This is a genomic window from Bacteroidota bacterium, assembly GCA_034723125.1.
Classification (GTDB): domain Bacteria; phylum Bacteroidota; class Bacteroidia; order CAILMK01; family JAAYUY01; genus JAYEOP01.
Window position 1 is genome coordinate 1 of sequence record JAYEOP010000409.1, and the last position, 2,249, is coordinate 2,249.

2 protein-coding genes are annotated in these 2,249 nt (G+C 26.8%); both read right to left on the reverse strand.

Annotated features, from left to right (window positions below; translation table 11 throughout):
- The coding region (locus tag U9R42_10910) for a hypothetical protein (GenBank protein ID MEA3496535.1) at positions 1–1,391 on the reverse strand (1,391 nt) is incomplete at its 3' end.
- A gap of 25 nt (positions 1,392–1,416) precedes the next feature.
- A partial coding sequence (locus U9R42_10915) for an OmpA family protein (protein ID MEA3496536.1) occupies positions 1,417–2,249 on the reverse strand: 833 nt, incomplete at its 5' end.

The window sequence follows — 2,249 nt, forward strand, 5'->3', positions numbered from 1 at the left end:
AGAACAATAACATTAAAATTATAAATTGAATCAATTTTTTTCCATGCTATTTGATTTTTGTTTTGTTTTATTTTCCAATAAATATTTCTAACAAAAGAATCGGAATAAGCCTCAGGACGTGGGTCAATAAAGGGTTTTTGTGCAGGAAAATTGTTGAAAATTATATAGGCACCAATATCAAAATTATTGAAAATATGAGAGGTAGTTTTAAAATTTGAAAGGTGCTTTGCCGCTTTGTATTCATCTTTATTTATTCCAATTCCAAAATTACTTTTTATCGGATAGTAATACCGGGGTTTTAAAATAAAAATATAAGCAATAAAAAATACAGAGAAAATGATAGATGCAATTTGGACTTTTGAAATTAGTTTGTCAGGAAATTTTTTGAAATAAATCGACAACATTTGTGATGAATACAATAAAAAAACAAATGAAAACATGGCAATATTACGATTCATCATCCATGCAAAAAGCAAGAAAAAAATTATGGTGGCAGAATAAAAAAAATTTACAAATAATTGTTTTTTCAGTAGCAATAAAAATGATGATGCTAATACAAAAATTGTAAAAAAATCAAAAATATAGCGTGGTGTAAACTCTTGTATATTTTGAAAATTATAATGTTCCAAATTAAACAAATGTCTAAATTCCTGTGGAATAAGGACAAGATTTTGTCGAATAACAAATGGTTCTAGAACACCTTTAAATCCATTTGCATTTATAAAGCAAGAGAAACCTACTAAAAGAAAAAGTATGAACTCATTTTTTGTAAAATTAAAAGATTTTGTTTTCAATAATTTATCAATTGCATAAAGTAAAATTACAAAAGGACCCAACACAAAAAGTACATGAAGATTTGTCCAAATGATTTGAGAAATCACTAAAAATATTAGAAGCCCTTTAAATCTGATTTTATTATTTCTATATTTATCCAAAAGGAAAAAATAAAAACCTAAAAAGAAATAGCTAAATACTTCGGGTCTGATATAAGGGCGTGCTAGCAGTAGAGGAAGTGATATTAGAACAATGGGCAAAATAATTGCAAATGGAATTTTTTTTACAACAATGCTAATAATAAAAAACAATGTAAAAAGGTAAAGTAGCAGATTTAGAATACTTAATCCTTTAAATCCAAATGCCTTATGAACTAAATAATAAATTACTCCACTGCCCCAATGATGATTTATAACTTCTTTGTTTGCTTCTGTATAAGAATAATAATTTGTTTTAATTATTTTGTACTCATTGAGAACAATTTCTCCGTTTTTTAGATGTCTTCCAATATCTACATTTGTAAAGAATGAAGTTTTGTGAATAAAAGATAAAGAGAACAAAGCAAACAAAAAGATTATCATTAAGCCTTGAAAATATTTGAAAAATTGTATCCTCATTTTAAAAATGAATAAGCCCAATTAATTATTTAAATAATCTTATCTCCACTCTCCTATTCTTACTTTTCCCTTTCTCAGTTGAATTACTGGAAATAGGTTCAGTACTTCCTACCCCATTATAATAAATATGTTTTTTATCAATCCCATTATCAATCAAATACTTTGCTACTGATTGTGCCCTATTTCTTGAGAGTTTTCTGTTATGCTCTTCAGTACCTGAATTATCTGTATGTCCAATAATTTCAATTTTAGTATTAGTTTCATATTTAAGAAAAAGCAACAAAGGTTGAAGGGTTTTATAGCCATTAGGTTTAATTATGAATTTGTCAACATCAAAAAACAGATTTTTAAGAATTATTTTTTTATTAAATTCTAATTTATAGTAATTGCTTTTACTAAAGCTATTCATATAGTCTTCAACGGTGCATACCGTTTTGTTTTTCAGGCTATAAGGAACAACAGAAACATCGTCAATATAATAATATGCATTCATCCTGAAAGGTTGAAAAAGTATTCGAGCTTTTGTTTCGTGATAATTTGAACTATCTGAACATGAAAAATTGCCAATAAGTATAAATTTTTCATTACCTTTTGCTTTATACAAACCGGAAATAAGTGTCCAATCTTCTGTATTTTTAAGGATGTTACCTCTTTTATTATTTAATACAGGCTTGTAATTTAAAATTTGCCAGCCTACTTTTTCAATTTTTTTATCGGTAAAATACATTCCAACCTGATCCACAAAATGTGAGGATTTTTCGGCAAGAGAAATGTATAAGCTCAGGCAGTAAATACTGTCTTTTTTTAATGGACTCTTTAATCTTGCTTGCAAATATTCACTTCCATTTGCATACATTA